Below are 24,824 nucleotides of genomic sequence, written 5' to 3'. Positions count from 1 at the left end.
TCCTTATTTTGGCCCCTTCCTCGGGAGGGGCTTTCCCGTTCCAGCGTCCTGCTGAAATCTCTGGCTTTCCTCCTTTTTGCCTTGTCAGCACTCTATCGCACAATTGCGTATTCGCTATCTTCACCACCGATTGTTGCGTAACGCCTCGCAAAGCCGCGTCAGCATTCAGACGAATCCCGACAGTGTTTCATAATTCCTCCATTTTTCTCCCTTGTTCACTGGCTAAACTAGTATCATTCCGCGAATCGTTTCAGGATGAGAAACTCATAACAATGAAAGGCAGTAATAAATCCCGCTGGGTGATAGCAATCGTGATCGTCGTGGCCGCCGTCGCCGCCATCTGGTTCTGGCAAAGCCGCAGCGCATCCCAGGGAACCGCACCGGGCGCGACCAAACCCGCGCAGCACACGGCGGGGTCAGGACGGCGTGGAATGCGCTCCGGACCGTTGGCTCCCGTGCAGGCTGCCACCGCCACCGAGGAAGCCGTGCCACGCTATCTGACAGGGCTGGGGACCGTTACTGCCGCAAATACCGCCACGGTGCGTAGTCGGGTGGATGGTCAACTCATCGCCTTACACTTTGAGGAAGGACAACAGGTTAAAGCCGGTGACCTGCTGGCAGAGATAGATCCCAGCCAGTTCAAAGTTGCTCTGGCTCAGGCGCAGGGACAACTGGCAAAAGATAAAGCCACGCTGGCGAATGCCCGTCGCGATCTTGCCCGCTATCAACAGTTGGTTAAAACCAATCTGGTCTCCCGCCAGGAGCTAGATGCCCAGCAGGCGCTGGTCAACGAGACGTTAGGCACAATAAAAGCGGATGAAGCCAGTGTCGCCAGCGCTCAGTTGCAGCTCGACTGGAGCCGGATAACCGCGCCTGTCGATGGTCGTGTCGGCCTGAAACAGGTCGATGTCGGTAACCAAATTTCCAGCGGTGATACCACCGGAATTGTCGTCATTACGCAAACGCATCCCATCGACCTGATATTTACGTTGCCTGAAAACGACATTGCTACCGTGTTGCAGGCGCAAAAATCGGGGAGCCCGCTGAAGGTCGAAGCCTGGGACCGAACCAATTCGCAAAAGCTGAGCGAAGGCGTCCTGCTCAGTCTCGACAATCAAATTGATGCCACCACCGGAACAATCAAAGTGAAGGCTCGTTTTAACAATCAGGATGATGCTTTATTCCCTAACCAGTTCGTTAACGCCCGCATGCTGGTCGACACACAACAAAATGCTGTTGTGATCCCAACTGCCGCCCTGCAAATGGGTAACGAAGGCCATTTTGTCTGGGTACTGAACAGCGATAACAAAGTGAGCAAACACCTAGTTAAACCGGGAATTCAGGATAGCCAAAAAGTGGTGATTGCCGCCGGACTTTCTGCGGGCGATCGGGTCGTAACCGACGGGATTGACCGTCTGACGGAAGGCGCAAAAGTCGAAGTCGTTGAGGCGCACGACGCCTCTGTTCAGGACGAGAAAACTGCTCCACGCGGATACGGCAAAAAAGGAGCCAACTCCTGATGCAGGTGTTACCTCCGGACAACACAGGCGGACCATCGCGCCTGTTTATTCTGCGCCCCGTCGCCACCACGCTGCTGATGGTCGCGATTTTGCTTGCCGGAATTATCGGTTATCGCTTCCTGCCAATCGCCGCCTTACCTGAAGTGGATTACCCCACGATTCAGGTCGTTACGCTCTACCCAGGCGCCAGCCCGGACGTCATGACCTCGGCGGTCACCGCACCGCTTGAACGTCAGTTTGGACAGATGTCTGGCTTAAAACAGATGTCATCACAAAGCTCCGGTGGCGCATCGGTCGTTACGTTACAGTTTCAACTGACGCTCCCGTTGGATGTTGCCGAGCAGGAAGTTCAGGCCGCGATTAACGCCGCCACCAATTTATTACCCAGCGATCTCCCTAACCCTCCGGTATACAGCAAGGTAAACCCGGCAGATCCGCCGATCATGACGCTGGCGGTCACATCCAGCGCCATGCCGATGACGCAGGTGGAAGATATGGTCGAAACCCGCGTCGCGCAGAAAATCTCTCAGGTTTCCGGCGTGGGTCTGGTAACACTTTCTGGTGGGCAACGTCCGGCGGTCCGCGTGAAACTTAACGCTCAGGCCATTGCCGCACTCGGTCTGACCAGCGAAACCATCCGTACGGCCATTACCGGTGCAAACGTCAATTCGGCAAAAGGGAGTCTTGATGGCCCAACGCGTGCCGTTACCCTTTCAGCCAACGACCAGATGCAGTCCGCGGATGAATATCGTCAGCTCATTGTTGCCTATAAAAACGGGGCGCCGGTTCGTCTGGGCGATGTCGCCACAGTAGAACAAGGGGCCGAAAACAGCTGGCTGGGCGCATGGGCCAATAAGCAACAAGCTATAGTGATGAATGTTCAGCGCCAACCTGGCGCGAACATCATCTCCACGGCAGACAGTATCCGCCAGATGCTGCCGCAGCTCACCGAGAGCCTGCCTAAATCGGTTAAGGTCAGCGTACTTTCCGATCGTACGACCAATATCCGTGCGTCCGTAGCGGATACCCAATTTGAATTGATGCTGGCGATTGCGCTGGTAGTCATGATTATCTACCTGTTTTTACGCAATATTCCGGCAACCATTATTCCTGCGGTCGCCGTACCGTTATCGTTAATCGGCACCTTCGCGGTGATGGTATTCCTCGATTTCTCCATCAACAACCTGACCCTCATGGCGTTAACCATTGCAACAGGTTTTGTGGTGGATGACGCTATCGTGGTGATTGAGAACATTTCACGTTATATCGAAAAAGGCGAAAAACCGCTGACCGCCGCCCTGAAAGGTGCGGGCGAGATTGGTTTTACCATCATCTCTCTGACTTTTTCGCTGATCGCCGTGCTGATCCCACTGCTGTTTATGGGTGATATCGTAGGCCGATTGTTCCGGGAGTTCGCTGTGACGCTGGCCGTGGCGATTCTGATTTCCGCTGTTGTCTCGCTCACCCTCACGCCGATGATGTGCGCGCGTATGCTGAATCAGGCCTCATTGCGTAAGCAAAACCGCTTCTCCCGTGCCTCAGAGCGAATGTTTGATCGCGTCATTGCCGGGTACGGCCACTGGCTGGCGAAAGTGCTCAACCATCCGTGGCTCACGCTGGGCGTTGCACTCGGCACGCTGGTGCTGAGCGTTATGCTATGGGTCTTTATCCCCAAAGGCTTCTTTCCGATCCAGGATAACGGCATCATCCAGGGCACGCTGCAGGCGCCGCAGTCCAGCTCATTTGCCAGCATGGCCCAGCGCCAGCGTCAGGTTTCAGATGTCATCCTGAAAGATCCGGCGGTAGAAAGCCTGACCGCTTTTGTCGGTGTGGACGGCACTAATACGGCATTGAACAGCGCGCGCTTACAAATCAACCTTAAGCCGCTGGATGAACGTGACGATCGGGTGCAGAAAGTGATTGCGCGCCTACAGGACGCGGTTGACAGAGTTCCCGGCGTTGACCTTTATCTTCAGCCCACTCAGGACCTGACGATTGATACTCAGGTCAGCCGGACGCAATATCAGTTCACGCTGCAAGCGACATCCCTTGATGCCCTCAGCACCTGGGTTCCACAGCTGATAGCAAAACTAAATCAGCTACCGCAACTGTCCGATGTCAGTAGCGACTGGCAGGACAAAGGGCTGGTAGCATATGTGAACGTCAATCGCGACAGCGCCAGCCGTTTGGGCATCAGCATGTCAGATGTCGATAACGCTCTGTACAACGCCTTCGGCCAGCGACTGATTTCAACCATCTACACCCAGGCCAATCAGTATCGCGTGGTGTTAGAACATGACACCAACAATACGCCGGGGCTTGCGGCACTGGATACAATTCGTCTGACCAGTAGCGACGGTGGCATAGTACCGCTCAGCGCGATCGCCAGTGTTGAACAGCGTTTTGCCCCGCTGTCGATTAACCACCTCGATCAGTTCCCGGTCACCACCATCTCGTTCAACGTGCCAGACGAGTGGTCGCTGGGTGATGCGGTACAGGCCATTCTGGATGCCGAAAAAACGCTTAACCTGCCCGCAAATATTACCACCCAGTTCCAGGGCAGCACGCTCGCCTTCCAGGCCGCGCTGGGAAATACCATCTGGCTGATTGTGGCTGCGGTTGTCGCGATGTATATCGTCCTCGGCGTGCTGTATGAGAGCTTTATTCACCCAATTACTATTCTCTCCACGCTGCCGACGGCGGGCGTCGGGGCGCTCCTGGCGTTAATGATTGCCGGGAGCGAACTGGACGTCATCGCGATTATCGGCATTATTTTGCTCATCGGTATCGTCAAGAAAAACGCCATCATGATGATCGACTTTGCCCTTGCCGCGGAGCGTGAACAGGGAATGTCACCACGCGATGCCATTTTCCAGGCCTGTCTGCTGCGTTTTCGCCCGATCCTGATGACTACGCTGGCGGCACTGCTCGGCGCGTTGCCACTGATGTTAAGTACCGGCGTGGGCGCAGAGTTACGTCGTCCATTAGGTATTGGCATGGTCGGTGGGCTGCTGGTGAGTCAGGTATTAACCCTGTTTACCACCCCGGTAATTTATCTGCTGTTTGACCGTCTGTCGTTGTACGTGAAAAGCCGCTTCCCGCGTCAGGAAGAGGAAGCGTAAATGAAATTTTTCGCGCTTTTCATTCATCGTCCGGTGGCGACCATTCTTATTTCGGTGGCCATCACCCTGTGCGGCATACTCGGATTTCGTCTGCTGCCGGTCGCTCCGCTACCGCAGGTGGATTTTCCGGTGATCATGGTCAGCGCATCGTTACCGGGTGCCTCACCCGAAACGATGGCGTCCTCGGTCGCAACTCCGCTGGAGCGCTCGCTGGGGCGCATTGCGGGCGTGAACGAAATGACTTCGAGCAGTTCACTTGGCAGTACGCGTATTATTCTCGAATTCAAATTCGACCGTGACATCAATGGCGCGGCGCGGGACGTTCAGGCCGCAATTAACGCCGCGCAAAGTCTGCTACCCAGCGGGATGCCGAGCCGACCAACGTATCGCAAAGCCAACCCTTCCGATGCGCCAATCATGATCCTGACGCTAACGTCGGACACGTACTCGCAAGGTGAATTGTACGATTTCGCATCAACACAACTGGCGCAGACCATCGCACAAATCGACGGCGTAGGCGACGTGGACGTTGGAGGCAGCTCTCTGCCTGCGGTGCGTGTAGGGCTTAATCCGCAGGCGCTGTTTAACCAGGGTGTGTCGCTGGATGACGTGCGTAGCGCAATTGACAACGCCAACGTGCGTAAGCCGCAGGGTGCTATCGAGAATGATACTCAGCGCTGGCTGGTTCAAACCAACGATGAGCTGAAAACCGCCGCCGAATACCAGCCGATTATCATCCACTACAATAACGGCGCGGCGGTACGACTGGGCGACGTTGCGTCTGTAACCGACTCGGTGCAGGACGTACGCAACGCGGGGATGACCAATGCCAAACCGGCCATTCTGCTGATGATCCGCAAGCTACCTGAAGCCAATATTATTCAGACGGTAGACAGCATTCGCGCCAAATTGCCGGAGCTACAAACGCTGGTCCCGGCCGCTATCGATCTGCAAATCGCCCAGGACCGCTCGCCGACTATTCGCGCCTCGCTGGAAGAAGTCGAACAGACGCTGATTATCTCCGTGGCGCTGGTTATCCTGGTGGTCTTTGTTTTCCTGCGCTCCGGGCGCGCGACGCTGATCCCCGCGGTAGCGGTTCCGGTCTCGCTGATCGGTACCTTTGCCGCCATGTATCTGTGCGGATTCAGCCTGAACAACCTGTCGTTGATGGCGCTCACCATTGCTACGGGATTTGTCGTCGATGACGCCATCGTGGTGCTGGAAAATATTGCCCGCCACCTGGAAGCAGGAATGAAGCCGCTCCAGGCGGCGTTACAGGGTACGCGCGAAGTGGGATTCACCGTGCTCTCCATGAGTCTGTCGCTGGTGGCGGTGTTCCTGCCACTGCTGTTAATGGGCGGATTGCCTGGGCGCTTGCTGCGTGAATTTGCTGTCACGCTGTCGGTTGCTATCGGTATCTCGCTGCTGGTGTCGCTGACATTAACGCCAATGATGTGCGGCTGGATGCTCAAATCCAGCACCCCGCGCGAACAGTCTCGCAAGCGGGGTTTTGGTCGTGTGCTAGTGGCGCTGCAACAGAGTTACGGCACCTCGCTTAAATGGGTGCTACGCCATACGCGGCTGGTAGGCGTGGTGTTACTTGGCACCATCGCGCTGAATATCTGGCTTTATATTTCCATCCCCAAAACCTTCTTCCCGGAGCAGGATACCGGCGTATTGATGGGTGGGATCCAGGCCGACCAGAGCATCTCATTTCAGGCGATGCGCGGCAAACTGCAGGACTTTATGAAGATCATCCGCGACGACCCGGCGGTGAATAACGTCACCGGTTTTACCGGTGGTTCGCGGGTCAACAGCGGGATGATGTTTATTACCCTCAAGCCACGTGATGAGCGCCATGAAACGGCTCAGCAGGTGATCGACCGCCTGCGCGTCGCGCTTTCAAAAGAGCCAGGTGCGAATCTGTTTTTAATGGCGGTGCAAGATATTCGCGTTGGTGGACGCCAGGCCAACGCCAGCTATCAATACACATTGCTGTCCGACGATCTCGCGGCGCTGCGTGAGTGGGAACCGAAGATCCGTAAGGCGCTTGCCGCCCTGCCCCAACTGGCAGACGTCAACTCCGATCAGCAGGACAATGGCGCGGAGATGAATCTGATTTACGATCGCGACACCATGTCGCGTCTGGGGATCGACGTGGCAGCCGCCAACAGCCTGTTGAATAATGCTTTCGGACAACGACAGATCTCTACCATCTATCAACCGATGAACCAGTACAAAGTGGTGATGGAGGTCGATCGACGTTACACCCAGGACATCAGCGCACTGGACAAAATGTTCGTCATCAACAATGACGGTAAAGCGATCCCGTTATCGTACTTTGCTAAATGGCAGCCGGCGAATGCGCCTCTATCTGTGAACCATCAGGGCTTGTCTGCCGCCTCAACCGTGTCGTTTAACCTGCCGACAGGTTCTTCACTGTCAGAAGCGACAGAGGCCATCAACAGAACCATGACCCAGCTCGGTGTCCCCTCCACGGTTCGCGGCAGCTTTGCCGGTACCGCGCAGGTATTTCAGGACACCATGAATTCGCAGGTGATCCTGATTATCGCCGCCATCGCCACGGTCTATATCGTGCTGGGTATGCTGTATGAAAGCTATGTCCATCCGCTGACTATTCTCTCCACGCTACCTTCGGCTGGCGTCGGGGCGTTGCTGGCGCTGGAGCTGTTCAATGCCCCATTCAGCCTAATCGCCCTGATAGGGATCATGCTATTAATTGGCATTGTGAAGAAAAACGCCATCATGATGGTCGATTTTGCGCTGGAAGCGCAGAGAAACGGCAAGCTACAGCCGGAAGAAGCTATTTTTCAGGCCTGCCTGTTGCGCTTTCGCCCAATAATGATGACCACGCTGGCGGCGTTGTTTGGCGCGTTGCCGTTGGTGTTATCCGCAGGGGATGGCTCTGAACTGCGTCAGCCTTTGGGGATAACCATTGTCGGTGGGCTGGTCGTGAGCCAGCTCCTGACGCTGTACACCACGCCCGTGGTCTATCTCTTTTTCGACCGTCTGCGTCTGCGTTTTTCGCGTAAAAACAGCAAACCGGTAGCAGAGTTATGACAGAACTTCCCGACAGCACCCGCTGGCAACTTTGGATTGTGGCATTTGGCTTTTTTATGCAGTCGCTGGATACCACCATCGTTAACACCGCGCTTCCCTCGATGGCGGCAAGCCTCGGGGAAAGCCCGTTACACATGCATATGGTCATTGTGTCATATGTTTTAACTGTTGCCGTGATGCTGCCCGCCAGCGGATGGCTGGCGGACAAAGTTGGCGTGCGTAATATCTTCTTCACCGCCATCATCCTGTTTACGCTAGGCTCGCTGTTTTGTGCCGGGTCGAGCACCCTCAACGAGCTGGTGATGGCGCGCGTCTTACAAGGCGTTGGCGGTGCGATGATGGTGCCGGTCGGCAGGCTAACGGTGATGAAAATCGTCCCGCGTGAGCAATATATGGCGGCGATGACGTTTGTCACTTTACCCGGTCAAATCGGCCCGCTTCTGGGCCCGGCGTTAGGCGGAATTCTGGTTGAATACGTCTCCTGGCACTGGATATTTTTGATTAACATTCCGGTAGGCATTGTCGGCGCGATAGCGACGTTAATGCTGATGCCCAACTACACCATGCAAACCCGACGTTTCGACCTCTCAGGGTTCGCGATGCTGGCGGTCGGCATGGCGGTACTGACGCTGGCGCTCGATGGCAGCAAAGGAACCGGCCTCTCCAGTATCACGCTGGCGGCGTTGGTTATCTGCGGGGTGCTGGCTATTGCGCTGTATCTGAAACACGCCCATCGTAATCCGCGTGCGCTATTTAGCCTGAATCTGTTTCGCACACCAACCTTCTCGCTAGGTCTGTTCGGCAGTTTTGCCGGACGCATCGGCAGCGGCATGTTGCCGTTTATGACACCAGTGTTTTTACAGATTGGCCTCGGTTTTTCACCTTTTCATGCCGGGCTGATGATGATCCCGATGGTGCTGGGCAGTATGGGCATGAAGCGCATTGTGGTGCAGGTCGTTAACCGCTTTGGTTACCGTCGTGTGCTGATTACCACTACGCTTGGCCTGTCGCTGGTCAGTCTGTTGCTAATGACCACGGCACTGCTGGGCTGGTATTACGCCCTGCCCTTCGTGCTGTTTTTACAGGGAATGGTCAACTCAACGCGTTTTTCATCCATGAACACACTTACGTTAAAAGATTTACCTGACGATCTGGCCAGCAGCGGTAACAGCCTGCTGTCGATGATCATGCAGCTATCGATGAGTATTGGTGTGACCATCGCTGGCCTGCTGCTGGGCATGTTCGGCCAACAGCATATCGCCATCGACAGCGGTAGTACGCATACCGTCTTTATGTATACCTGGCTGTGCATCGCATTCATCATTGCGCTGCCCGCCATTATTTTTGCCCGCGTGCCGAACGACACGCAAACCAACGCGGTGATTTCACGGCGCAAAAGGAGCACCTGATGAAGTTCTGGCGGCCCGGTATCACCGGCAAACTGTTTCTGGCGATTTTCGCCACCTGCATTGTGTTGCTGATCAGCATGCACTGGGCCGTACGCATTAGCTTCGAACGTGGTTTTATTGACTATATCAAGCACGGCAACGAGCAGCGGCTGCAAATGCTCAGCGACGCATTAAGCGAGCAGTACGAGCAGCACGGCAACTGGCGATTCTTACGCAATAACGATCGTTTTGTTTTCCAGATCCTGCGCTCTTTTGAACACGACAACGACGATGATAAACCGGGACCAGGCATGCCGCCGCACGGCTGGCGAACACAGTTTTGGGTTGTCGACCAAAATGCCCGTGTGCTTGTCGGCCCGCGCGGCCCAGTTCCTCGCGACGGCATGCGCCATCCCATACGCGTTAACGGTAGCGAAGTGGGCGCCGTGATCGCCTCTCCTGTAGAGCGTTTAACGCGGAATACGGATATCAATTTCGACATGCAGCAAAGACGATCCAGTTGGCTTATCGTTGCGCTCTCCACGATCCTGGCCGCGCTGGCGACGTTTACGCTGGCGCGCAGCCTGCTGGCCCCGGTTAAGCGGTTGGTGGAAGGCACCCACAAACTGGCAGCGGGCGATTTCACCACTCGCGTTACGCCAACCAGTACGGATGAGCTGGGCAAGCTGGCGCAGGACTTCAACCAGCTCGCCAGTACGTTAGAAAAAAATCAGCAAATGCGTCGTGACTTTATGGCCGATATTTCTCACGAATTGCGTACGCCGTTGGCGGTGTTGCGCGGTGAACTGGAGGCCATTCAGGATGGCGTACGCCAGTTTACCCCTGACTCCGTTGCCTCGTTGCAGGCTGAAGTCGGTACGCTCACCAAACTGGTTGACGACCTTCATCAGCTCTCCATGTCAGATGAAGGCGCGCTAGCCTACCAGAAAACATCGCTGGACCTCATCCCCCTATTGGAAGTGGCAAGCGGCGCATTTCGTGAACGCTTCGCCAGCCGTGGATTGACCATACAGCTTTCGCTCCCCGACAGCATGACGGTATTTGGTGACAGGGATCGTCTGATGCAGCTGTTCAACAATCTGCTGGAAAACAGTCTGCGCTACACCGACAGCGGTGGCGGGTTGCATATCAGCGCCGAACAACGCGAACGCATGGTGTTATTAACCTTCGCAGATTCCGCTCCCGGCGTAAGTGACGAGCAGTTACAGAAGCTGTTTGAACGATTTTATCGCACCGAAGGCTCGCGCAACCGCGCCAGCGGAGGTTCCGGGTTGGGGCTGGCGATTTGCGTCAATATAGTACAAGCGCATAATGGTCTGATTCGTGCCGCCCATTCGCCTTTTGGTGGGGTTAGCATTACAGTAGAGTTACCGCTGGAACGCGATTTACAGAGAGATGTATGACTGAGTTACCCATTGATGAAAACACACCGCGTATTCTGATCGTGGAAGATGAGCCTAAGCTGGGGCAACTGCTGATCGACTACCTGCGGGCAGCGAGCTATGCCCCTACGCTGCTCAACCACGGCGACCTGGTTCTGCCTTACGTGCGCCAAACGCCGCCCGATCTGATCTTGTTGGATCTGATGCTGCCCGGTACCGACGGTCTGACTCTGTGTCGGGAAATCCGCCGCTTCTCAGAAGTCCCCATCATGATGGTAACCGCTAAAATCGAAGAGATTGATCGCCTGCTGGGGTTGGAGATCGGTGCTGATGATTATATTTGTAAACCTTACAGCCCGCGCGAAGTCGTTGCTCGCGTGAAAACAATTCTACGCCGCTGCAAACCGCAGCGCGAACTGCAACAAATGGATGCAGACAGCCCGCTTATCGTCGATGAAGGCCGTTTTCAGGCTTCCTGGCGTGGGAAGTTGCTCGATTTAACGCCCGCCGAATTCCGCTTACTTAAAACGTTGTCACATGAGCCGGGAAAAGTGTTCTCCCGTGAACAGTTGCTCAATCATCTCTATGACGATTACCGCGTCGTTACCGACCGCACCATCGACAGCCATATTAAGAACCTGCGACGCAAGCTGGAGTCGCTGGATGCCGAGCAGTCGTTTATCCGCGCGGTCTATGGCGTGGGGTATCGCTGGGAAGCCGACGCCTGCCGAATTGCTTAAACTCTCCTGCCCTTCAGGGCTCCGCTGCTCCGTGGGCCCTGGTAACTAGCAACTCTCCAAATATCGCTCATACTCTTTCTGACAATACTGTCGTCAATAACTGTTTGATATAAAACTTTTAATCAAGGAGTTCATATGGCTGGTTGGTTTGAATTAAGTAAGAGTAGCGATGATCAATACCGCTTTGTTCTTAAAGCTGGGAACGGGGAAATAATCCTTACCAGTGAGCTTTACACTACAAAAGGTGCTGCAGAAAAAGGGATCGCATCTATCCAGGCTAACAGCCCTCTGGATGAGCGTTATGAGAAAAAAACAGCGTCTAATGGCAAATTACATTTCAACCTGAAAGCTGCAAACCACCAGATTATTGGTAGCAGTCAACTGTATGCGAATGAACAGTCACGCGAGACCGGTATTGCTTCAGTTAAGACCAATGGTGTCAGTCAGACGATAAAAGATAAGACCTGATAATTACTCGCCCAGCCGGGTAACACAACGCTGTCGCCCGGCGTTTTTCTTTACCTGACTTCCTCGCAGCGCTACAATGCCCGCCCTTAATATGGGGGCACTCCCCTAACCGCCTCATTGAGTGAGGCGAGTCTGACCTGTCATCAGAACGAGATAATTATGTTTAAACCGGAACTCCTTTCCCCGGCGGGAACGCTGAAAAATATGCGTTACGCTTTCGCCTATGGCGCAGACGCAGTATATGCGGGCCAACCGCGTTACTCACTGCGCGTACGCAACAACGAATTCAACCACGAAAACCTGCAGCTCGGCATCAATGAAGCCCATGAACTGGGTAAAAAATTCTATGTGGTGGTTAACATTGCCCCACACAATGCCAAGCTGAAGACCTTCATTCGTGATCTGAAACCGGTGGTGGAAATGGGACCGGATGCACTGATCATGTCAGACCCTGGTCTGATTATGCTGGTGCGCGAAAACTTCCCTGACATGGACATTCACCTTTCAGTACAGGCTAACGCCGTAAACTGGGCGACGGTGAAATTCTGGAAGCAGATGGGGCTGACCCGCGTGATCCTCTCCCGCGAGCTGTCGCTGGAAGAAATCGAAGAGATCCGCACCCAGGTGCCGGATATGGAGCTTGAGATCTTCGTTCACGGCGCGCTGTGTATGGCCTACTCCGGCCGTTGCCTGCTTTCTGGCTATATCAACAAGCGTGACCCTAACCAGGGTACCTGCACCAATGCCTGCCGCTGGGAATACAACGTGCAGGAAGGCAAAGAAGACGTGGTGGGCAATATCGTGCATAAGTACGAGCCTATCCCGGTACAAAACGTTGAGCCTACGCTGGGTATTGGCGCACCGACAGACAAAGTCTTTATGATTGAAGAAGCCCAGCGTCCGGGTGAGTATATGACCGCGTTCGAAGACGAACATGGCACTTACATCATGAACTCAAAGGATTTGCGTGCCATTGCCCACGTTGAACGCCTGACGCAGATGGGCGTGCATTCCCTGAAGATCGAAGGCCGCACCAAGTCATACTATTACTGTGCACGTACCGCGCAGGTCTATCGTAAAGCCATTGATGATGCCGCAGCCGGTAAACCGTTCGACCCGCAACTGCTCGAAACGCTGGAAGGTCTGGCGCATCGTGGTTACACCGAAGGGTTCCTGCGCCGCCATACGCATGACGACTATCAGAACTACGAATACGGCTTCTCTGTTTCCGAGCGTCAGCAGTTTGTGGGCGAGTTTACCGGCGAACGTAAAGGTGAACTGGCAGCCGTACTGGTGAAAAACAAATTCACCGTCGGCGACAGCCTGGAGCTGATGACCCCACAAGGCAACATCAACTTTACCCTCGAGCAGATGGAAAACGCGAAAGGCGAAGCCATGCCGGTTGCGCCGGGCGATGGTTACACCGTGTGGATGCCAGTACCAGAGGATATCGATCTGAATTATGCATTGTTGATGCGTAATTTTACCGGTGAGTCCACGCGCAACCCGCATGCTAAGTAGTTAATTACGGTTATTTTTCAGCGTTCGGAAGATTCTTAGAAATCGATCACATACCGTTTCGTTCATTAAGGGTATTATCCCCTCCGCTGAAAAACATAACCCATAAATGCTAGCTGTACCAGGAACCACCTCCTTAGCCTGCGTAATCTCCCTTACGCAGGCTTATTTTTTGCCTGCCGTTTAAACTCCCCCGAATATCGCATTTCAAATCACGATTATCAGGCGAAAAAAAACCGGGCATTACGCCCGGCTGATTAGGTGATTAAAGATTAATGTGCGGCTTCTGGCTTGTGCTTTTGCGCACTCTGGAAGCCATAGGTCAGCTCATTTTTCTCTTTATCCAGCGCAACGGTCACCTGGCCACCATCCACCAGCGAACCAAACAACAGTTCGTTAGCCAATGGTTTTTTCAGATTATCCTGGACCACACGCGTCATTGGACGTGCGCCCATTGCGCGGTCGTAGCCTTTCTCTGCCAGCCAGTCACGTGCTTCCTGGCTCACTTCCAGAGAGACACCTTTCTGATCCAGCTGAACCTGAAGCTCGACGATAAACTTATCAACAACCTGATGAATCACCTCGGTAGAGAGATGATCGAACCAGATAATGTTGTCGAGGCGGTTACGGAATTCCGGCGTAAACACTTTTTTGATTTCGCCCATTGCATCAGTACTGTTGTCCTGATGAATCAACCCAATCGATTTACGCTCAGTTTCACGCACACCGGCGTTGGTGGTCATGACCAGCACCACGTTGCGGAAATCCGCTTTACGCCCGTTATTGTCGGTCAGCGTGCCGTTATCCATCACTTGCAGCAGCAGGTTAAAGACATCCGGGTGCGCTTTTTCGATTTCATCCAGCAGCAGTACGGCATGCGGATGCTTAATAACAGCATCGGTCAGCAAACCGCCCTGGTCGAAACCAACATACCCCGGAGGCGCACCAATCAGGCGGCTGACGGTGTGGCGTTCCATATATTCGGACATATCAAAACGCAGCAGTTCAATACCCAGCGCTTTGGACAACTGCACCGTGACTTCGGTCTTACCGACGCCAGTTGGTCCGGCAAACAAGAACGAACCAACCGGTTTATGCTCGTGTCCCAGACCGGCACGGCTCATTTTGATCGCTTCAGTCAGCGCCTCAATGGCTTTATCCTGTCCGAATACCAGCATTTTCAGACGGTTGCCCAGGTTTTTCAGCGTGTCGCGATCGCTCTGCGAAACGCTCTTCTCCGGGATCCGCGCAATGCGGGCCACAACGGACTCGATATCCGCCACGTTGACGGTTTTCTTGCGCTTGCTGACCGGCATCAGACGCGCACGCGCGCCCGCCTCATCGATCACGTCGATCGCTTTATCCGGCAGATGACGATCGTTAATGTATTTCACCGCCAGTTCGACCGCTGCACGCACCGCTTTGGCGGTATAGCGGACATCATGGTGCGCTTCGTATTTTGGCTTCAGACCGTTGATTATCTGCACGGTCTCTTCTACCGATGGCTCAGTGACATCAATTTTCTGGAAACGGCGCGCTAACGCACGGTCCTTTTCAAAGATATTGCTGAATTCCTGATAGGTTGTGGACCCTATCACACGGATCTTACCGCTGGAGAGCAGTGGCTTGATCAGGTTAGCCGCATCCACCTGGCCGCCCGATGCCGCACCCGCACCGATAATGGTGTGGATCTCATCGATAAACAGAATGCTGTTAGTATCCTGTTCCAGCTGTTTCAGCAGCGCCTTAAAGCGTTTCTCAAAATCACCGCGATATTTGGTGCCAGCCAACAGCGAGCCGATATCCAGGGAGTAAAGGGTGCAATCAGCCATGATTTCAGGCACATCCCCCTGGACGATACGCCAGGCGAGCCCTTCAGCAATGGCGGTTTTACCGACACCAGACTCTCCCACCAGCAGCGGGTTGTTTTTTCTGCGACGGCACAGTACCTGAATGGCGCGCTCCAGCTCTTTGTCCCGGCCAATGAGCGGATCAATTCCGCCCACTCGGGCAAGCTGGTTAAGGTTAGTCGTGAAGTTCTCCATACGGTCCTCCCCGCCAGCTTGCTCTTCGTTATTTGGCTGATTCCCAGAGTCAGAAGACTGACTGGGTTCGTCTTTGCGCGTGCCATGAGAAATAAAATTCACCACATCAAGACGACTTACTTCATGCTTACGCAGCAGATAAGCCGCCTGAGATTCCTGCTCGCTGAAGATAGCGACCAGCACATTTGCGCCGGTAACTTCATTGCGCCCGGAGGACTGAACATGAAAGACCGCGCGTTGCAGTACACGCTGAAAACTCAACGTTGGCTGCGTGTCGCGTTCTTCCTCACTGGCAGGCAATACAGGTGTGGTCTGTTCAATGAAGGCTTCGAGTTCCTGACGGAGCGCCACCAGATCCACAGAACACGCTTCCAGCGCTTCGCGGGCCGATGGGTTACTGAGCAACGCCAGTAACAAGTGCTCGACGGTCATAAACTCATGTCGGTGCTCGCGCGCTCTGGCGAAAGCCATGTTTAAACTGAGTTCCAGTTCTTGATTGAGCATAGGCACCTCCCCCAATGTTTATGCCTGCATTCAGGCTTTTTCCAGCGTACACAGCAACGGATGCTCGTTCTCCCTCGCATATTTGTTCACCATCGCTACTTTGGTTTCAGCCACTTCGGCAGTAAACACGCCGCAGATAGCTTTGCCTTGATAGTGAACTGCAAGCATCAGTTGCGTTGCACGTTCTACATCATAAGAAAAGAATTTTTGTAACACGTCAATAACAAACTCCATCGGAGTGTAATCATCATTGACTAATATCACTTTATACATAGATGGCGGTTTTAGCGCGTCGCGCAATTTGTCTTCCGCCAGCAGATCGAAATCCAGCCAGTCGTTCGTCTTACCCATTGTCAGTCGTCATCTTCAGTTACGGTTTCCGGCAGAAAATCTTGCCGCTGACAAGCAGCCTATGCGCACAATCAATCTACCTCAAGTATTAGATAACTATCATCTATTAGTGCCATCCGCGACATCTGTCACATAACCGACAATAGCGTTAACTGCTTCAAATTTTGATGCATTTTTACCCTATTCCGTCTGCATGGCGCTTGACGCCCCGCCTGATTTCTCTAAATTGTAGTCTCGAGAGTTGGCGAGGTTTTGAACAGCCCCCACTCCGCCACCGGTTCATTCCATCTTACTTATATAAGATTTACGAAGGATGTCGAAGTATGGAAACGGGTACTGTTAAGTGGTTCAACAACGCCAAAGGGTTTGGTTTCATTTGCCCCGAAGGCGGCGGCGAAGATATTTTCGCCCATTACTCCACCATTCAGATGGATGGTTACAGAACGCTAAAAGCCGGACAGTCTGTCCAGTTTGATGTCCACCAGGGGCCAAAAGGCAATCATGCCAGTGTCATCGTGCCTGTCATTGAAGCAGAAGCTGTCGCATAGCTCTTCTGTCTCATTGTGTACATCCCGCAGTCAAAATGCCAGCCCTTGCGGCTGGCATTTTTATCTCTGTGGCATTATTCCCGCGCCAGAGCATCTACCGGATCCAGACGTGCCGCATTCCGCGCCGGTAGCCAGCCAAACAACACACCGGTTGCAGTCGAACACAGAAACGCCGTCAACAGCGCGACGGGTGAAAATCCAATTTCCCAGCCCGGCAGAAATAGCTGTAGCGTAAAAGCGATTAGCATCGACAGGCTAATGCCCAACGCGCCGCCAACCAGACACACCAACACAGCTTCAATTAAGAACTGTTGCAGCACGTCACTGGCGCGAGCGCCAACCGCCATACGAATGCCAATCTCACGCGTTCGTTCGGTTACTGAAACCAGCATAATATTCATCACGCCAATCCCACCGACCACCAGCGAAATCACCGCCACCAGCGTCAGGAAGAGTTGTAATGTACGTGTGGTCTTTTCGGCGGTTTTCAAGATGCCGTCCATATTCCAGGTGAAGAAATCCTTCTTACCGTGGCGCAACGTCAACAGTCGGGTCAGTTGCTGTTCGGCCTGGGCACTGTCAAAACCATCCTTCACCCGCACGGTGATCGAGTTCAGCCACGACTGTCCCATGATTCGCCCGGACATAGTGCTATAAGGCAGCCAGACCCGCAGGATCTTGCTACTGCCAAACATCGACTGTTTCTCTTCTGCAACACCAATCACCGTGGCAGGCATATTCCCCACCAGCACGACTTCGCCAACAACTTTCGCTTTATTGGGGAACAACTGACGACGGGTATTGCTGTCGAGCACCACCACCTGAGCACGGCCCGCCAGTTGCTCGGCGTTAAAGGTGGTCCCTTCGCTAAATGTCATGCCATAGACGTTGAAATAGTCGCCGCTAACGCCATTAGCACTGGCAGCAACGTCGATATTGCCATAGCGTAACCGCAGGTTCTTCGACACCGCAGGCGTTACTGAACTGACCCAGGGCTGCTTCTGTAGCGCCGTCAAATCGTCATACTTCAACGCCTGTTGATATTGCGGATCGTCGTCGCCGAAGTCTTTGCCTGGATAGATATCAATGGTGTTAGTACCTATAGCGCGAATATCTGCCAGTACCAGTTGTTTAGCCGCATCGCCTACCACCACGATCGACACCACCGAAGCAATACCGATAATGATCCCAAGCATGGTCAGTAGCGTTCGCATTTTATTCGCGGCCATTGCCAGCCAGGCCATGGTAAGCGCTTCACGAAAACCGCTGACAAACTGGCTCCAGCCGGATGCCGTTTTCACCGTTGGCTCCGCAATATCGCGTCCGCCAGAGGGTTTCTGTGGCGGTGGATTGCGCACAATCTCACCGTCACGAATTTCAATGACCCGTTCGGCCTGCGCGGCGACCTGGCTGTCGTGAGTAACGATAATTACCGTATGCCCGCGATCGCGCAGCTGGTGCAAAATCGCCATCACCTCTTCGCCGGAATGGCTATCCAGTGCACCGGTGGGTTCGTCGGCAAGAATAACCTGCCCTCCGTTCATCAGCGCACGCGCGATACTGACCCGCTGCTGCTGACCACCGGAAAGCTGGGAAGGTTGATAGTCAACCCGGTCACCCAACCCCAGCCGCTGGAGTAATTCCTGCGCACGCGCCAGGCGCTGCTTACGTTCAGTGCCCGCGTAGACCGCGGGTACCTCAACGTTTTGTGCGGCGGTTAAATGCGACAACAGGTGATAGCGCTGGAAGATAAAACCAAAATGCTCACGACGCAGTTGCGCTAGCGCATCGCTATCCAGCGTAGAGACATCGCGTCCGGCAACGCGATACGTACCGCTGGTTGGCTTATCCAGACAGCCGAGAATGTTCATCAGCGTCGATTTACCCGAACCCGACGCCCCGACAATCGCCACCATTTCCCCGGCCTGAATGCTCAAGGATACGTCCTTCAACACCTCAACCTGGCCTTCACCTGACGGATAGCTGCGGCGGATATGGCTCAGCTCAAGCAATGCTGTCATTTTGCAGCTCCAGCGTTGCCCTCACCGGTAATGACTTCATCCCCCTCTTCCAGCCCTTTCACGATCTCCACATCGGTGTCATTACGCGCGCCGATAACCACTTCACGTTCGCGGGTTTCGCCGTTACGCAGTAGTCTGACGTTATAGCGGTTGTTGCCAATAGGATCGCCCAGCGCCGACAGCGGGATGGTCAGGACATTTTTGACATCAGTGAGCTGGATATGGACCTGTGCGGTCATATCCAGACGCAGGATCCCTTTCGGGTTGGGAACTTCGAAGCGGGCATAGTAGAAAATCGCATCATTCACTTTCTCTGGCGTCGGAAGAACATCTTTGAGCTTACCTTCATAGCGTGTTTGCGGATCGCCCAGCACGGTAAACCAGGCCTTTTGCCCAGGATGCAGGTGAATTACATCAGCCTCAGAAACCTGCGCTTTTACCAGCATGGTGCTCATATCCGCCAGCGTCAGAATATTAGGGGCCTGCTGGGCGGCAATAACGGTTTGCCCTTGCAGAGTAGTAATTTGCGTTACTTCGCCAGCCATTGGCGCAACGATGCGGGTGTAATCAAGGTTGGTTTTTGCCGTATCGAGAGAGGCCTGATTACGCTTAATTTGCGCGTCAATTGTGCCAATTTGCGCCTGTTTGACCGCCATTTCAGTGGCCGCCGTGTCGAGATCCTGCTGTGAAACGGCCTGGGTTTTCGCCAGCTGTTGTTGGCGGGAGAGAGTGACCCGCGCCAGCTTCCACTCAGCTTCGGCTTGTAAACGCTGGGCGCGTAATTCCATCAGCGTCGCTTCAACCTCTTTGATTTGGTTTTGCGCCTGTTCAGGATCGATAACACCGAGCAACTGATCTTTTTTCACTTTATCGCCAATCGCAACCGACAGCGTTTTTAACTGCCCGCTGACCTGTGCCCCGACGTCAACTTTACGCAGCGCATCCAGCTTACCGGTCGCCAGCACGCTTTGTTGCAGATCGCCAGGTCGAACAATTAATGTTTGATACTGAGGTAAAGGCGCATTAAGCGTTCGCCAAAGTGCAATTACCGCCACAATAAGGATGACGGCGAACAGAAAATAGCGTTTTTTGATTTTTCCCTTGAGCTTCATAAATGTCCCAATACCCCCAATACGTCCACCAGAGTGGAGTGCTAATCATCAACGTTAAATAAATCGCCGTTGAAAAGCGCAAGAATAACAGAGTTATTGATGAATGGTTAAGATCCGCTGTGCTGAAATTAGTACAAGGGTATCAATCGGATTTATATTATGAGTCAACTAACTGAAAGCACTTTTCTTTCCACCAAACCAGTCACGCCTTTTGGCCTTTTTTTCAGCCTGAGCAGCGGTCATTTACGGCCCGCACATTGCTGGGATAAACGGAGCTTTCGTCGTAAATTTATCTGGCGTTCATTATTGATACCCCGTCTCACTCAGGAATGGATGACTGAACTGGCCCAATGGCCGGATCTTGGCCCCCTGCTCGCCCGTCAACCCCGACTGCCGGTTCGTTTGCACCGTCCTTATCTTGCGGCAAACTTCTCCCGCAAAATGCGTTTAGATGCGGTGCGTTTTCATTACCATTTTATCCGCCACGCATTCTTACCCGCTGAATTTAACGCCTTATTAAGCAATGACGGCTTACATCTGGCGCAAACCGAAGGTAAAGACGGCGATATATTTACCATCACCATGATGATGTTTCCGGTACTGGATAAAGAGGGTGAAGCCACCATTCAGGTGCGCAATGGTGACGGAGACGTGCTAACTAAAATGACGTTTACGTTCTGCGAATATAATGGGAAAAGGACATTATTTATTGGCGGTGTGCAGGGCAATGCGCAACTACCGCACGAAGCAATCCAAAAAGCAACGAAGTCCTGCCATGGAATTTTCCCAAAACGTATTGTGATGGAAACCATTTGCCGTTTAGCCGAACAGTTGAATATTGAAAAAGTTATGGCTGTAAGTAATGAACAGCATATCTTTCGCAGCCAACGCTACCACGATAAAAACAAGGTGATCCATTCTGACTACAACGCTTTTTGGGAGTCGGTTGGCGGTGAGTGCGACAGCAACGGGTACTATCATATTCCGCGCACGCTGGCGCGAAAAAGCGAGGCGGATATTGCGAGCAAAAAACGCGCAGAATACCGCCGCCGCTATCAGCTACTGGACAGCATCCATTCGCAGCTGTCGTCGATGTTTCGCCACTAATCCGCTCTGCCGCGTGCCAGCCACAGCACGCGGGAAAACATTTTTCGCAGCAGCGTTGGCACCGCATCAACGCCCCGCCGCCCGGCTTCCATCGCCACCTCAATGGCCAAATCCGGTTTTGACGAACGATGTATCGCCTTGGAGATAATTTTGCGCATATTCATAGGCACATTCTCAGGGATTTGCGCCACCCGGTGAAAGACGTCAGCAAACCCCTGGCGATACATAAAGTGTTCCATATCCAGCGCGGGGAGCATGGTCAAATGCTCACGCTCTTCCTCTCTGTCGTCATTCAATAAGCTACGTACCGTGGCCGCGTACTTTTTCCCGGCTTCATCGCCATCGACCAGCACATGCCACTCTATCCCCATCCGGCGGGCGAATTTAACCAGCGGCTTAAGACCGGACTGGGCAAATTCAATGACTTTAATCCCTTCTGCATCAAAGTGGTGTCCGCACTGGCGGGCCAGTTCGTTAATAACCCATGTTTCCGTTTCACCTTCCACCAGCAGCCAGCAGCGGGCAAACAACGATGACGCACGATTAAAACGAATATGAAATGCGATTCGCCGACCATCTTCTGCACTGATCCCACCCGGCCCCAGCCGCCAGGCAGCGACGCGGGATGATTCACGTACCAGACGAACAACATGCTCAACAGGCGTAAGGGACAGCAGCTCACCAGAGTTGGTGGTCGCCACTCGCTGCAGAGGCAGTAAATTCAACAAGTGCCAGGCCACCGACAGCATGATGGGATGTAAACGCGTTTCCGGATCTTCCACCAGCAGTAAAGGTCGGGCGTCTTTATCCAGCCTTAGCGTGCCTTTGGCCTGCAACAAGGTCGAAAACAGGCCCAACAGAATAACCCGGTGCGTACGTCCGCCGGGTTTATCAATCATGCGGTTAATAATGTCCAGATAGCGCCAGCTCCGTTGTTCGTTATTGGAGCGACGGCGCATCAGACGGTAGCGGGACTGGCCAGCCCCCTGCTCGGAAAAATAGTGCTCCAACAACTGAACCATGGCCGATAACCCCTGGCGGATCTGCCCGTCGGTCAGGTTTTGCGGCCGGGTAGCCAGCTCACGCGCCAGAAAATCCAGTTGGCGGGCGGTGACTTCGACATCCGCCGAGTCCGGCACGGTACCGTTGCGGATCCGTCGCATAAATCGCGCGTCGCGCAGACGCAGTACCGGCATCAGACGCACAAGGTGGCGCGCCTGATCGTTAATGTCATCGAGAGGTAATGGATGGCCGTCGCCATCAAGAAAACTGCGTAAGGTCAGAACGCTACCGTCATCCGCACACTCGCCTTCCAGGCGATAAAAAATGCGGTGATAGCCATCCTGGCAAGGCGTCCAACTGGCTTCCAGAGGACGATAGCGACGCACCCGGTGACGACCCGGCTGGGATTCACGAAACGTCAGGATAATGTGCAGGTGGTGTTCCCTGCCCTGTATATCACCCGGCGGGAACCAGAAATCCTCGCGGACAAAATGATACAAGTCTGACTCCGGCGACAGCAGCAGGGTCAAGGCATCCAGCAGACTGGATTTACCCCACGCGTTCTCCCCAATCAGCACGTTGCTCTGCTCCAGCATCAACGACAGACGGTTAATACCGCGAAATCCAACAATCTCAACGCGTTCGAGAATCATATAGCCTCCGGAAATGCTAACTTTTTCCTTCAAGTTATCAGGAGTATAACGGCAAGCGGTCGCTCAGGACACCCGATATCAATCTGGTGTGAATCGCAAAAGCAAAAAAAATAAGAATATTCTTCTTATGTTTTCTCCTGAATATAATTTCAGAACTTAATCATCGTCCTTTCGCTAATTGAACTATGCTTCATTCACCCAAGATTCAAAAAGGAATCGCAACATATTGCCTTAAATCAAATTTTTTCATCAATTTAACTGGCGAAGGGATGATATTTTTTTCTAAAATACCCGCTCTTTCATCATCGTCCCTTTTAGCGATGAATTACCGGGCAAGGAACACGAACCCGGAACTTTTAATTGAGGTGGTTATGTTCAGGAAATTAGCAGCTGAATTCTTCGGTACGTTTTGGCTCGTTTTTGGTGGGTGCGGTAGTGCAGTGCTGGCAGCCGCATTCCCGGAATTGGGAATTGGATTTGCCGGTGTCGCGCTGGCATTCGGCCTGACAGTATTAACCATGGCATTCGCTGTGGGTCATATTTCAGGTGGACATTTTAACCCGGCGGTAACCTTCGGTTTATGGGCTGGCGGTCGTTTCCCGGCAAAAGATGTTATTGGTTACGTTATTGCTCAGGTTGTGGGCGGTATTGTTGCAGCTGCGGCACTGTATCTTATTGCCAGCGGTAAAGCAGGTTTTGATGCAACGGCCAGTGGTTTTGCTTCGAACGGCTTTGGTGAACATTCACCAGGCGGTTATTCCATGCTTTCTGCCGTCGTCATTGAAATTATTCTGACCGCAGGTTTCTTATTAGTGATCCACGGCGCGACCGATAAACATGCTCCGGCAGGTTTTGCACCTATCGCAATTGGTCTGGCGTTAACACTGATTCACTTGATCAGTATTCCGGTCACCAACACCTCTGTAAACCCGGCACGTAGTACCGCAGTAGCCATTTTCCAGGGCGGCTGGGCATTGCAACAATTGTGGTTCTTCTGGGTCATGCCGATTATCGGTGGGGTTCTCGGCGGTCTTATTTACCGCACCCTGCTGGAAAAACGCGATTAATCGCTAACAAAAAGGCCTGGCGAAAGTCAGGTCTTTTTTTTCCTCTCTATATTTCCTTTTATTTGCAACTTTACTCCCCTCTTTGCATTGAGTAGTGTGTATACCCGTTATACTTCAAGTTGCAGATGTGTTGACTGCGCTCGCTCCCCCCAGTCACGTACTTATGTACGCTCCCGGGGATTCACTCCCTTGCCGCCTTCCTGCAACTTGAATTATTTAGGTTATAGTGACGCATTTCGTCTTACTTCTCAGCAAGGATCTGATTTTCATGTTTTCAGGGCTGTTAATCATTCTGGTTCCCCTTATTGTGGGCTACCTTATTCCGCTCCGGCACAGGGCTGCATTACAACTTATCAATCGCCTGTTAAGCTGGATCGTCTACCTTATTCTCTTTTTTATGGGTATTAGCCTGGCGTTTCTGGATAATCTCGCCAGCAACCTGTTAGCCATTCTTCATTATTCTGCGGTCAGCGTGACGGTCATTATACTGTGTAATATTGCGGCGCTGTTCTGGCTGGAGCGTTCGCTGCCCTGGAGACACAGCCACAAGCAAGAAAAGCTCCCCTCGCGAATTGCAATGGCGCTTGAGTCGCTTCAGCTTTGCGGCGTCGTCGTCATCGGCTTCCTGCTCGGCCTCACTGGGCTTCCCATTCTGCAGCATGCCACCGAAGCCAGCGAATATACGTTAATCTTTTTACTGTTCCTGGTGGGGATTCAACTGCGCAACAGCGGCATGACCTTAAAGCAAATTGTGTTGAACCGTCGGGGGATGATCGTGGCCGTCGTCGTCGTCGCCAGTTCGATGCTGGCGGGGGTTATCAATTCCTTGATCCTCGGTCTACCGCTGAAAACCGCGCTGGCGATGGCATCAGGTTTTGGCTGGTATTCCCTGTCCGGTATTCTGTTAACCGAATCGTTCGGGCCCGTAATTGGTAGTGCCGCCTTCTTTAACGACCTGGCCCGTGAGCTGATCGCCATTATGTTGATTCCAGGAATGGTCGGCCGCAGCCGCTCTACCGCGCTGGGATTATGCGGCGCGACATCAATGGATTTCACCCTGCCCGTTTTACAACGCAGCGGCGGTCTGGAAATGGTCCCGGCAGCCATCGTCCACGGCTTTATTCTGAGTCTGTTAGTACCTCTGCTGATGGCGTTTTTCTCCGCCTGACGCCGG

17 protein-coding genes are annotated in these 24,824 nt (G+C 53.4%); 12 read left to right on the top strand and 5 right to left on the bottom strand.

The genetic code is table 11. The features are described 5' to 3' along the window. Positions 1 to 272 precede the first annotated feature (272 nt). The 8 genes from SK35_RS08785 to trhP all read left to right on the top strand — a co-directional run bounded on the left by SK35_RS08785 (position 273) and on the right by trhP (position 13,243). Complete coding sequence (locus SK35_RS08785; protein WP_048215952.1) at positions 273 to 1,520, top strand: MdtA/MuxA family multidrug efflux RND transporter periplasmic adaptor subunit; 1,248 nt, start codon at positions 273 to 275, stop codon at positions 1,518 to 1,520. Continuing rightward, positions 1,520 to 4,642, top strand: coding sequence for an MdtB/MuxB family multidrug efflux RND transporter permease subunit (locus SK35_RS08780; protein ID WP_048215951.1), 3,123 nt, complete (start codon positions 1,520 to 1,522; stop codon positions 4,640 to 4,642). Before SK35_RS08785 ends, SK35_RS08780 begins: the two co-directional genes overlap by 1 nt. Then, complete coding sequence (gene mdtC, locus SK35_RS08775; RefSeq protein WP_048215950.1) at positions 4,643 to 7,723, top strand: multidrug efflux RND transporter permease subunit MdtC; 3,081 nt, start codon at positions 4,643 to 4,645, stop codon at positions 7,721 to 7,723. Beyond that, positions 7,720 to 9,132 carry an MFS transporter gene (locus tag SK35_RS08770; RefSeq protein ID WP_048215949.1) on the top strand — a complete coding sequence of 471 codons (1,413 nt, stop codon included), beginning with the start codon at positions 7,720 to 7,722 and terminating at the stop codon, positions 9,130 to 9,132. Before mdtC ends, SK35_RS08770 begins: the two co-directional genes overlap by 4 nt. Beyond that, a complete protein-coding gene (gene baeS, locus SK35_RS08765; RefSeq protein ID WP_003834277.1) occupies positions 9,132 to 10,535 on the top strand; it encodes a two-component system sensor histidine kinase BaeS in 1,404 nt (467 codons plus the stop codon). The genes SK35_RS08770 and baeS overlap by 1 nt, the downstream gene beginning before the upstream one ends. Further along, a complete protein-coding gene (gene baeR, locus SK35_RS08760; RefSeq protein WP_048215948.1) occupies positions 10,532 to 11,254 on the top strand; it encodes a two-component system response regulator BaeR in 723 nt (240 codons plus the stop codon). Before baeS ends, baeR begins: the two co-directional genes overlap by 4 nt. A 135-nt stretch (positions 11,255 to 11,389) precedes the next feature. Continuing rightward, positions 11,390 to 11,722: a YegP family protein gene (locus tag SK35_RS08755; protein ID WP_048215947.1), complete on the top strand. Its 333-nt coding sequence runs from the start codon at positions 11,390 to 11,392 to the stop codon at positions 11,720 to 11,722. Between the two features lie 159 nt (positions 11,723 to 11,881). Beyond that, on the top strand, positions 11,882 to 13,243 hold the full coding sequence (trhP, locus tag SK35_RS08750; protein WP_043016896.1) for a prephenate-dependent tRNA uridine(34) hydroxylase TrhP: 1,362 nt from the start codon (positions 11,882 to 11,884) through the stop codon (positions 13,241 to 13,243). Between the two features lie 269 nt (positions 13,244 to 13,512). Here the strand turns inward: trhP and clpA are convergent, their stop codons facing one another. Beyond that, positions 13,513 to 15,789: an ATP-dependent Clp protease ATP-binding subunit ClpA gene (gene clpA, locus SK35_RS08745; protein ID WP_003036804.1), complete on the bottom strand. Its 2,277-nt coding sequence runs from the start codon at positions 15,787 to 15,789 to the stop codon at positions 13,513 to 13,515. A gap of 30 nt (positions 15,790 to 15,819) precedes the next feature. Continuing rightward, entirely contained in the window at positions 15,820 to 16,140 is a 321-nt protein-coding gene (gene clpS / locus SK35_RS08740) for an ATP-dependent Clp protease adapter ClpS (RefSeq protein ID WP_003036810.1), read from the bottom strand. A 323-nt stretch (positions 16,141 to 16,463) separates the two neighbouring features. Between clpS and cspD the strand changes: the two genes are divergently transcribed. Continuing rightward, the gene (gene cspD / locus SK35_RS08735) at positions 16,464 to 16,688 is read left to right on the top strand and encodes a cold shock-like protein CspD (RefSeq protein ID WP_003036813.1); all 225 of its coding nucleotides are present in this window, start codon (positions 16,464 to 16,466) and stop codon (positions 16,686 to 16,688) included. A 74-nt stretch (positions 16,689 to 16,762) separates the two neighbouring features. Here cspD and macB read toward each other — a convergent pair whose 3' ends face one another. Both macB and macA read right to left on the bottom strand, forming a co-directional pair. Further along, positions 16,763 to 18,709 carry a macrolide ABC transporter ATP-binding protein/permease MacB gene (gene macB / locus SK35_RS08730; RefSeq protein WP_048215946.1) on the bottom strand — a complete coding sequence of 649 codons (1,947 nt, stop codon included), beginning with the start codon at positions 18,707 to 18,709 and terminating at the stop codon, positions 16,763 to 16,765. Continuing rightward, entirely contained in the window at positions 18,706 to 19,821 is a 1,116-nt protein-coding gene (gene macA, locus SK35_RS08725) for a macrolide transporter subunit MacA (RefSeq protein ID WP_008785219.1), read from the bottom strand. The genes macB and macA overlap by 4 nt, the downstream gene beginning before the upstream one ends. A gap of 159 nt (positions 19,822 to 19,980) precedes the next feature. On the opposite strand from macA, the gene SK35_RS08720 reads away from it, so the two are divergent. After that, positions 19,981 to 20,928 carry a VirK/YbjX family protein gene (locus SK35_RS08720; protein WP_048215945.1) on the top strand — a complete coding sequence of 316 codons (948 nt, stop codon included), beginning with the start codon at positions 19,981 to 19,983 and terminating at the stop codon, positions 20,926 to 20,928. Here the strand turns inward: SK35_RS08720 and SK35_RS08715 are convergent. After that, entirely contained in the window at positions 20,925 to 22,583 is a 1,659-nt protein-coding gene (locus tag SK35_RS08715) for an ATP-dependent endonuclease (protein WP_003834292.1), read from the bottom strand. The genes SK35_RS08720 and SK35_RS08715 overlap by 4 nt on opposite strands. Before the next feature lie 371 nt (positions 22,584 to 22,954). Between SK35_RS08715 and aqpZ the strand changes: the two genes are divergently transcribed. Together aqpZ and SK35_RS08705 are read left to right on the top strand one after the other, a co-directional pair. Continuing rightward, positions 22,955 to 23,650, top strand: a complete 696-nt coding sequence (gene aqpZ / locus SK35_RS08710; protein ID WP_003840208.1) for an aquaporin Z — start codon at positions 22,955 to 22,957, stop codon at positions 23,648 to 23,650. Positions 23,651 to 23,918: 268 nt separating this feature from the next. Next, complete coding sequence (locus SK35_RS08705) at positions 23,919 to 24,818, top strand: lysine exporter LysO family protein (protein ID WP_048215944.1); 900 nt, start codon at positions 23,919 to 23,921, stop codon at positions 24,816 to 24,818. Positions 24,819 to 24,824: the final 6 nt, after the last annotated feature.

The sequence above is a fragment of the Citrobacter sp. MGH105 genome, from assembly GCF_001037485.2.
Taxonomy (GTDB): domain Bacteria; phylum Pseudomonadota; class Gammaproteobacteria; order Enterobacterales; family Enterobacteriaceae; genus Citrobacter; species Citrobacter portucalensis.
Note: the sequence above shows the minus strand (reverse complement) of the source record. Positions and strands in the feature narration are given on the sequence as shown.

Excerpts from the sequence above, each read along its gene's own strand:
- SK35_RS08785 (WP_048215952.1), top strand. The coding sequence starts at position 273 with ATGAAAGGCAGTAATAAATCCCGCTGGGTGATAGCAATCGTGATCGTC.
- SK35_RS08780 (WP_048215951.1), top strand. The coding sequence starts at position 1,520 with ATGCAGGTGTTACCTCCGGACAACACAGGCGGACCATCGCGCCTGTTT.
- mdtC (WP_048215950.1), top strand. The coding sequence starts at position 4,643 with ATGAAATTTTTCGCGCTTTTCATTCATCGTCCGGTGGCGACCATTCTT.
- SK35_RS08770 (WP_048215949.1), top strand. The coding sequence starts at position 7,720 with ATGACAGAACTTCCCGACAGCACCCGCTGGCAACTTTGGATTGTGGCA.
- baeS (WP_003834277.1), top strand. The coding sequence starts at position 9,132 with ATGAAGTTCTGGCGGCCCGGTATCACCGGCAAACTGTTTCTGGCGATT.
- baeR (WP_048215948.1), top strand. The coding sequence starts at position 10,532 with ATGACTGAGTTACCCATTGATGAAAACACACCGCGTATTCTGATCGTG.
- SK35_RS08755 (WP_048215947.1), top strand. The coding sequence starts at position 11,390 with ATGGCTGGTTGGTTTGAATTAAGTAAGAGTAGCGATGATCAATACCGC.
- trhP (WP_043016896.1), top strand. The coding sequence starts at position 11,882 with ATGTTTAAACCGGAACTCCTTTCCCCGGCGGGAACGCTGAAAAATATG.
- clpA (WP_003036804.1), bottom strand. The coding sequence starts at position 15,789 with ATGCTCAATCAAGAACTGGAACTCAGTTTAAACATGGCTTTCGCCAGA.
- clpS (WP_003036810.1), bottom strand. The coding sequence starts at position 16,140 with ATGGGTAAGACGAACGACTGGCTGGATTTCGATCTGCTGGCGGAAGAC.
- cspD (WP_003036813.1), top strand. The coding sequence starts at position 16,464 with ATGGAAACGGGTACTGTTAAGTGGTTCAACAACGCCAAAGGGTTTGGT.
- macB (WP_048215946.1), bottom strand. The coding sequence starts at position 18,709 with ATGACAGCATTGCTTGAGCTGAGCCATATCCGCCGCAGCTATCCGTCA.
- macA (WP_008785219.1), bottom strand. The coding sequence starts at position 19,821 with ATGAAGCTCAAGGGAAAAATCAAAAAACGCTATTTTCTGTTCGCCGTC.
- SK35_RS08720 (WP_048215945.1), top strand. The coding sequence starts at position 19,981 with ATGAGTCAACTAACTGAAAGCACTTTTCTTTCCACCAAACCAGTCACG.
- SK35_RS08715 (WP_003834292.1), bottom strand. The coding sequence starts at position 22,583 with ATGATTCTCGAACGCGTTGAGATTGTTGGATTTCGCGGTATTAACCGT.
- aqpZ (WP_003840208.1), top strand. The coding sequence starts at position 22,955 with ATGTTCAGGAAATTAGCAGCTGAATTCTTCGGTACGTTTTGGCTCGTT.
- SK35_RS08705 (WP_048215944.1), top strand. The coding sequence starts at position 23,919 with ATGTTTTCAGGGCTGTTAATCATTCTGGTTCCCCTTATTGTGGGCTAC.